The organism is Streptomyces sp. NPDC102514 (genome assembly GCF_055584525.1).
The window spans coordinates 32,833-40,116 of sequence record NZ_JBVJLW010000040.1 but is presented as its reverse complement, the minus strand read 5'-3'; the positions used below and the strand labels follow the sequence as shown (position 1 = coordinate 40,116).

The 7,284-nt window shown below is 67.0% G+C and carries 8 protein-coding genes; 7 read left to right on the top strand and 1 reads right to left on the bottom strand.

Annotated elements, in window-relative coordinates; all coding sequences use genetic code 11:
- The 3 genes from ACZ60E_RS44985 to ACZ60E_RS44975 all read left to right on the top strand — a co-directional run.
- Window positions 1-528 (top strand): cbb3-type cytochrome c oxidase subunit I (locus ACZ60E_RS44985; protein WP_469448133.1); only part of this gene is annotated, 528 nt, incomplete at its 5' end.
- Complete coding sequence (locus ACZ60E_RS44980) at window positions 525-923, top strand: cytochrome c oxidase subunit 4 (protein ID WP_328496823.1); 399 nt, start codon at window positions 525-527, stop codon at window positions 921-923. The genes ACZ60E_RS44985 and ACZ60E_RS44980, both read left to right, overlap by 4 nt.
- Window positions 924-1,053: 130 nt before the next feature.
- Entirely contained in the window at window positions 1,054-2,352 is a 1,299-nt protein-coding gene (locus tag ACZ60E_RS44975; protein WP_469448132.1) for a L,D-transpeptidase, read from the top strand.
- A 97-nt stretch (window positions 2,353-2,449) separates the two neighbouring features.
- On the opposite strand, the gene ACZ60E_RS44970 is transcribed toward ACZ60E_RS44975, so the two are convergent.
- Window positions 2,450-2,851, bottom strand: coding sequence for a hypothetical protein (locus ACZ60E_RS44970; protein ID WP_385839063.1), 402 nt, complete (start codon window positions 2,849-2,851; stop codon window positions 2,450-2,452).
- A gap of 187 nt (window positions 2,852-3,038) precedes the next feature.
- Here ACZ60E_RS44970 and ctaE point away from each other — a divergent pair, with 187 nt between their 5' ends.
- The 4 genes from ctaE (at window position 3,039) to qcrB (ending at window position 7,253) form a co-directional block, all read left to right on the top strand.
- On the top strand, window positions 3,039-3,659 hold the full coding sequence (ctaE, locus tag ACZ60E_RS44965; protein WP_107017430.1) for an aa3-type cytochrome oxidase subunit III: 621 nt from the start codon (window positions 3,039-3,041) through the stop codon (window positions 3,657-3,659).
- A 65-nt stretch (window positions 3,660-3,724) separates the two neighbouring features.
- Window positions 3,725-4,534, top strand: coding sequence for a cytochrome bc1 complex diheme cytochrome c subunit (gene qcrC, locus ACZ60E_RS44960; RefSeq protein ID WP_107017431.1), 810 nt, complete (start codon window positions 3,725-3,727; stop codon window positions 4,532-4,534).
- Entirely contained in the window at window positions 4,531-5,598 is a 1,068-nt protein-coding gene (qcrA, locus tag ACZ60E_RS44955; RefSeq protein WP_384816460.1) for a cytochrome bc1 complex Rieske iron-sulfur subunit, read from the top strand. The genes qcrC and qcrA overlap by 4 nt, the downstream gene beginning before the upstream one ends.
- Window positions 5,595-7,253, top strand: a complete 1,659-nt coding sequence (gene qcrB, locus ACZ60E_RS44950; RefSeq protein WP_384816463.1) for a cytochrome bc1 complex cytochrome b subunit — start codon at window positions 5,595-5,597, stop codon at window positions 7,251-7,253. Before qcrA ends, qcrB begins: the two co-directional genes overlap by 4 nt.
- Window positions 7,254-7,284: the final 31 nt, after the last annotated feature.

Genomic DNA, 7,284 nt, shown 5'->3' with positions numbered 1-7,284 from the left:
TACGTGGTGTTCGGCACGGTCGTGTTCGCGATGTTCTCCGGCTTCCACTTCTGGTGGCCGAAGTTCACCGGCAAGATGCTCGACGAACGCCTCGGGAAAATCACGTTCTGGACGCTGTTCATCGGCTTCCACGGAACGTTCCTCGTCCAGCACTGGCTGGGCGCCGAGGGCATGCCGCGTCGTTACGCGGACTACCTCGCGGCCGACGGCTTCACCGCGCTGAACACGATCTCGACGATCAGCTCGTTCGTCCTGGGTCTGTCGATCCTGCCGTTCTTCTACAACGTCTGGAAGACGGCCAAGTACGGCAAGAAGATCGAGGTCGACGACCCGTGGGGGTACGGCCGCTCGCTGGAGTGGGCCACGTCCTGCCCGCCGCCGCGGCACAACTTCCTCACCCTGCCGCGGATCCGTTCCGAATCCCCGGCGTTCGATCTGCACCACCCCGAGATCGCCGCTCTCGACCAGCTTGAGAACGCCGGTCACGGTGAGAAGGCCCTCGCCGGCGGCAAGGAGGCGGGCAAGTGAAGGTCCAGGGCAAGATGTTCATCTGGCTCGCCGTCTTCATCCTCGTCATGGCGATCGTCTATGGCGTGTGGTCGAAGGAGCCGGCCGGCACCACGGCGCTCTTCCTGGGCTTCGGCCTGAGCGTCATGATCGGCTACTACCTGTGGTTCACGGCCCGGCGGGTCGACACGGGCGCACAGGACAACAAGGAGGCCGACGTCGCGGACGACGCCGGTGAGGTCGGTTTCTTCAGCCCGCACAGCTGGCAGCCGCTCTCGCTCGGTATCGGCGGCGCGCTCGCCTTCCTGGGCGTCGTCTTCGGCTGGTGGCTGCTCTTCTTCTCGGCCCCGATCATCATGATCGGCCTGTGGGGCTGGGTCTTCGAGTACTACCGCGGAGAGAACCAGAATCAGTAACACGCGCTGAGCGCACGGAAGCCCGGACACCCCGTCAGGAGGTCCGGGCTTCCCCCTTTTGCCACGCGTTCCGTCCCTCGCACGGCTCAATGGGCGAGCCGTGACGGACCGCGGTTCCTACGCTCGGGACATGAGCCACTCAGCTTCCTCCAGGAGCGCCGAAGCCGGCCCGGCGCGTCCGCGGAACCGCATCGCCGCCGGCTGCACGGCGCTGATGGTCGCCATAGGCGCGGGCGTCACCGCCTGCGGCTCCGGCGGCCATCCGCTCTCGGCCGAGCCGTACGACGCGGCCAAGGACCTCTCCTTCAGCGCCGCCGTGAGCGACGGGAAGAAGGCCGACCCGGACAAGCCCCTGGAGATCACCGCCAAGGACTCCGGCGGCCGGATCACCGACGTGACGGCCACGGACGCCGCAGGGCGGTACGTGGCGGGCGAACTGACCGCCGACGGAGGCCGGTGGCACAGCACCTCGCCGCTGGCCGCAGGCGCCCACTACACGGTGCGGGTGAGCACCGAGGACGACGACGGCGCGCCCGGGCGCAAGGTCGTCGCCTTCGAGACCAGCGTCCCGAAGACCAAGAAGCGGCTCGACGTGACGTTCGGTCCCGACAAGGGCACGTACGGCGTGGGCCAGCCCGTCACCGCCGAACTCAGCGTCCCGGTCAAGGGCAGGGCGGCGCGCGCGGTCGTCGAGCGCGCCCTCAAGGTGCAGTCGCAGCCCGCGGTCGAGGGTGCCTGGCACTGGGTGGACGACAAGGAACTGCACTACCGGCCCAAGGAGTACTGGCCCGCCCACGCCACTGTGCGGGCCCACAGCAACCTCGCGGGCATCAAGGTGGCCGAGCGCCTCTGGGGCGGCGTGGCCAAGCCCCTGACGCTCACCACGGGCGACCGCCTGGAGGCCGTGACGGACGCCGCGGCGCACTCGATGACGGTCTACCGCAACGGTGAGGCGATCAACACGATCCCGGTCACCACCGGCAAGCCCGGCTTCGACACCCGCAACGGCGTCAAAGTGGTGCTGGGCAAGGAGTACTTCGTACGGATGCGCGGCACCAGCATCGGTATCGCCGAGGGCAGCTCGGACTCCTACGACCTGCCCGTCTACTACGCCACCAGGGTCACCTGGAGCGGCGAGTACGTGCACGCCGCGCCCTGGTCCGCCGGCTCCCAGGGGGCCGCCAACGTCAGCCACGGCTGCACCGGCATGAGCACGGCGAACGCAGAGTGGTTCTTCGAGACGGTCCGCGCCGGCGACATCGTCAAGGTCGTCAACTCGTACGGGGACATGATGGACCCGTTCGGCAACGGCTTCGGGGACTGGAACCTCACCTGGAAGAACTGGCGCAAGGGCAGCGCCCTGACCCCCAACACCCCGGAGGGCCCACCCCCCGAGTCCCGCCTGAGACTCACCCCGGAACCGGCATAGGGCGGCCCCGCAGGGGCCCGCCCTCAGGGGCGCGGGGAACTGCGCGACCAGCCACAGCGGACCCGCAGTCGCCCCACCACGCCATCCAGGACGGCGCCTACGCGCTCAAGGCGGCCCTACTGCGGAGCAGCCCCGCCAGGGCAGCCGCAAACTCCACAGGCTCGACCGGCAAGGTCACCGCGGCCTCGGCCCGACTCCACGTGGCGAGCCAAGCGTCCTGCGGCCGTCCGATCAGCAACAGCACCGGAGGACAGTTGAAGATCTCGTCCTTGATCTGCCGGCAGATCCCCATCCCGCCCGCGGGAACGGCCTCACCGTCCAGCACGCACACGTCGATCCCGCCGCGGTCCAGTTCCTTGATCACCGCCGCGGGGGTGGCGCACTCGATGAACTCCACCTGGGGGACATCGGTCGCGGGCCTGCGCCCCGTGGCGAGCCGCACCTGTTCGCGGGTGTTGGAGTCGTCGCTGTAGACCAGCACCGTTGCGGTCGGCTGCATTCTTCCTCCGGGACGTCAGCGTCGTAGAGACAGAGTCGGACGGGTCCGATGCGCGGATGCTACTCCCTCGATCACGTCGTCAACACCGGTTCGGACAGGGCTTCGATGGGCCATATGGGCTGGACACACCCCACAGACACCCCGAACGGCACCCCCCAAGGTGAGGGCGGGATAAGCGACCGACATAATGTCGGTCGTGGCGACAGCAACGACAGTAGATACCGGGCACGCGCACCCGTCGGTCAATCGGCCGAACCTCACCAGCGTCGGAACCATCATCTGGCTGAGTTCCGAGCTGATGTTCTTCGCGGCCCTCTTCGCGATGTACTTCACCCTCCGATCGGTGACCGGTCCCGACCACTGGAAGGAAATGGCGTCCGCCCTGAACTTCCCGTTCTCGGCGACCAACACCACGATCCTGGTGCTCTCCTCTCTCACTTGCCAGCTCGGCGTGTTCGCGGCCGAACGTGGAGACGTGAAGAAGCTCCGGATGTGGTTCATCGTCACCTTCGTGATGGGTGCGATCTTCATCGGCGGCCAGGTGTACGAGTACACCGAGCTGGTCAAGCACGAGGGCCTCTCGCTCTCGTCCGACCCGTACGGCTCGGTGTTCTACCTGACCACCGGCTTCCACGGCCTGCACGTGACGGGTGGTCTCATCGCCTTCCTGCTGGTCCTCGGGCGCACCTACGCCGCCCGCAGGTTCACGCACGAGCAGGCGACCGCCGCCATCGTCGTGTCCTACTACTGGCACTTCGTCGATGTCGTCTGGATCGGCCTTTTCGCCACGATCTACATGATCAAGTAGCCGGGCCAGTTCCCGCGTACATTCCAGAAGCATCGACGCTGAAGATCCTGACACCGGGGTAATCCGTGAAAAAGCTCTCCGCACGACGACGCCATCCGTTGGCGGCGGTCGTCGTCCTACTCCTCGCGCTGGCGGCCACCGGGGGGCTGTACACCGCGTTCGCGCCCGCGGACAAGGCACAGGCCGATACATCCGCCCAGTCCCTCGCCATCGACGAGGGCAAGAAGCTCTACGCCGTCGGCTGCGCCAGCTGCCACGGCACCGGCGGTGAGGGCTCGACCGACGGTCCCAGCCTGGTCGGCGTGGGTGCCGCGGCCGTGGACTTCCAGGTCGGCACCGGCCGCATGCCCGCCCAGCAGCCGGGCGCGCAGGTTCCGAAGAAGAAGGTCATCTACTCGCAGGCGGAGATCGACCAGCTCGCGGCGTTCGTCGCCTCGCTGGGCGCCGGTCCGAACGTGCCGACCGAGGAGCAGTACAACCCCGAGGGCGCGGACATCGCCGAGGGCGGGGAGCTGTTCCGTACCAACTGCGCGCAGTGCCACAACTTCACCGGCAAGGGCGGCGCGTTGACGAACGGAAAGTTCGCCCCGACGCTGGAGGATGTCGACCCGAAGCACCTCTACGAGGCCATGCAGACCGGCCCGCAGAACATGCCGTCCTTCCCCGACACCACGCTGACGGAGAAGAACAAGAAGGACATCATCGCGTACCTCGACGCGGTCAACAGCGACGACTCGGAGAGCCCCGGTGGTCTGGAGCTGGGCGGCCTCGGGCCGGTCAGTGAAGGCCTCTTCGGCTGGATCTTCGGTCTCGGCGGTCTGATCGCCGTAGCCGTGTGGGTCGCCGCCCGGACCGCAAAGGCCAAGAAGTCATGAGTAGCCAAGACATTCCAGAAGAGAACCTGCCCGCAGAGCGGGCCGACGGTGAGCACGCCCACGGCGACGTGAGCGTGCCGGACGAGAAGCATCCGTTCGCGGATCCCGGTCTGCCGCCGCACGAGCACCGCATCCAGGACATCGACGAGCGGGCCGCCAAGCGGTCCGAGCGCACGGTCGCCCTGCTGTTCACGCTCTCGATGCTGTCCACGGTCGGCTTCATCGCGTCCTTCGTGACGATCCCGGCCGACCGGATCGTCTACATCTTCCCGATCGGTCACATCAGCGGTCTGAACTTCGCCCTGGGCATGACGCTCGGCCTGGCGCTGTTCTGCATCGGCGCGGGCGCGGTCCACTGGGCCCGCACCCTGATGTCCGACGAGGAGATGGCCGACGAGCGCCACCCGATCGCGGCGGAGCCCGAGGTCAAGGCCAAGGTGCTGGCCGACTTCAAGCAGGGCGCCAAGGAATCCGCGCTCGGCCGCCGCAAGCTCATCCGCAACACGATGTTCGGCGCGCTGACCCTGTTCCCGCTGTCCGGCATCGTCCTGTTGCGCGACCTCGGTCCGCTGCCGGAGGACAAGCTGCGGCACACGCTGTGGTCCAAGGGCAAGCTGCTCGTCAACATGAACACGAACGAGCCGCTGCGTCCCTCCGACGTCGCCGTGGGTTCGCTCACCTTCGCCAAGCCCGAGGGCCTGGAGGAGGAGGACCACGAGTTCCAGACCGAGATCGCCAAGGCGGCCCTGATGATCGTCCGGCTCCAGCCGGAGAACATCAAGGACAAGCAGGAGCTTGAGTGGTCCCACGAGGGCATCGTGGCGTACTCGAAGATCTGCACCCACGTCGGTTGCCCGATCTCCCTGTACGAGCAGCAGACGCACCACGTCCTCTGCCCGTGCCACCAGTCCACCTTCGACCTCGCCGACGGTGCCCGAGTGATCTTCGGCCCGGCCGGTCACGCCCTGCCGCAGTTGCGTATCGGTGTGAACGACGAGGGCTACCTTGAGGCGCACGGCGACTTCGAAGAGCCCGTCGGTCCTTCATTCTGGGAGCGCGGATGAGCACTACGACCACCCCGAACCCCTCGGGCGCCGGTGCGCCGGGTCGTTCGCGAGAGAAGGCGCCGGCCGGCGAGAAGATCGCCGACTGGGCCGACGGCCGGCTGGGGATCTACTCCCTGGCCAAGGCCAACATGCGCAAGATCTTCCCGGACCACTGGTCCTTCATGCTGGGCGAGATCTGCCTCTACAGCTTCCTGATCATCATCCTCACGGGTGTGTATCTGACGCTGTTCTTCCACCCCTCGATGAACGAGATCGAGTACCACGGAAGCTATGTCCCGCTCCAGGGACAGCTGATGTCGGAGGCGTTCGCCTCCACGCTGGACATCAGCTTCGACGTCCGCGGCGGTCTGCTCATCCGGCAGATCCACCACTGGGCGGCGCTCGTCTTCCTGGCCGCCATGTTCGTGCACATGATGCGCGTCTTCTTCACGGGTGCGTTCCGCAAGCCGCGTGAGGTCAACTGGCTGTTCGGCTTCCTGCTGTTCGTCCTGGGCATGTTCACCGGATTCACCGGTTACTCGCTCCCGGACGACCTGCTCTCCGGAACCGGTGTCCGCTTCATGGAGGGCGCGGTCCTGGCCGTGCCGGTCGTCGGCACGTACCTGTCGTTCTTCCTCTTCGGCGGGGAGTTCCCCGGCGGCGACTTCGTGGCCCGCTTCTACTCGGTCCACATCCTGCTGCTGCCGGGCATCATGCTGGGTCTGGTGGTCGCCCACCTGATCCTGGTCTTCTACCACAAGCACACCCAGTTCGCGGGCCCCGGCAAGACGAACAACAACGTCGTCGGCATGCCGCTGCTGCCGGTCTACATGGCCAAGGCCGGAGGCTTCTTCTTCCTGGTCTTCGGTTTCATCGCCGTGCTGGCCGCGGTCGCGTCCATCAACCCGATCTGGGCCCTGGGACCGTACCGGCCGGACCAGGTGTCCACGGGCGCCCAGCCCGACTGGTACATGGGCTTCTCCGAGGGCCTGATCCGTGTCATGCCGGGCTGGGAGATCAACTTCTGGGGTCACACGCTCGCCCTGGGCGTGTTCATCCCGCTGATGATCTTCCCGCTGGTCCTGGTCGCGATCGCCGTGTACCCGTTCATCGAGGCGTGGGTCACCGGCGACCAGCGCGAGCACCACATCCTGGACCGTCCGCGCAACGCGCCGACACGTACAGGCTTCGGTGTCGCCTGGATCACCCTGTACATGGTGCTGCTGGTCGGTGGTGGCAACGACCTGTGGGCCACCCACTTCCACCTGTCGATCAACACCATCACCTGGTTCGTCCGGGTCGCGTTCTTCGTCGCCCCGGTGCTCGCGTTCATCGTCACCAAGCGGATCTGCCTCGGCCTCCAGCGCCGGGACAAGGACAAGGTGCTGCACGGCCGCGAGTCGGGCATCATCAAGCGCCTGCCGCACGGTGAGTTCGTCGAGGTGCACGAGCCGCTCAGCCAGGAGGCCATGCACACCCTCACGGCGCACGAGCAGTACCAGCCGGCCGAGATCGGCCCGACGGTCGACGAGAACGGTGTCGAGCGCAAGGTGAAGGGCCCGCAGAAGCTCCGCGCCAAGCTCAGCAACTCCTACTACGGCGAGGACGGCCAGATCCCCAAGCCGACCGCCGAGGAGTACAAGGAGATCACGAGCGGCCACGGCCACCACTGATCACCACCTGTTCGCCACGGCAGGAGCCCCG

Bases quoted from the DNA above. Each gene is read 5' to 3' on its own strand.
- ACZ60E_RS44975 (WP_469448132.1), top strand. From the start codon at position 1,054: ATGAGCCACTCAGCTTCCTCCAGGAGCGCCGAAGCCGGCCCGGCGCGT.
- ACZ60E_RS44970 (WP_385839063.1), bottom strand. From the start codon at position 2,851: ATGCAGCCGACCGCAACGGTGCTGGTCTACAGCGACGACTCCAACACC.
- ctaE (WP_107017430.1), top strand. From the start codon at position 3,039: ATGTCGGTCGTGGCGACAGCAACGACAGTAGATACCGGGCACGCGCAC.
- qcrA (WP_384816460.1), top strand. From the start codon at position 4,531: ATGAGTAGCCAAGACATTCCAGAAGAGAACCTGCCCGCAGAGCGGGCC.
- qcrB (WP_384816463.1), top strand. From the start codon at position 5,595: ATGAGCACTACGACCACCCCGAACCCCTCGGGCGCCGGTGCGCCGGGT.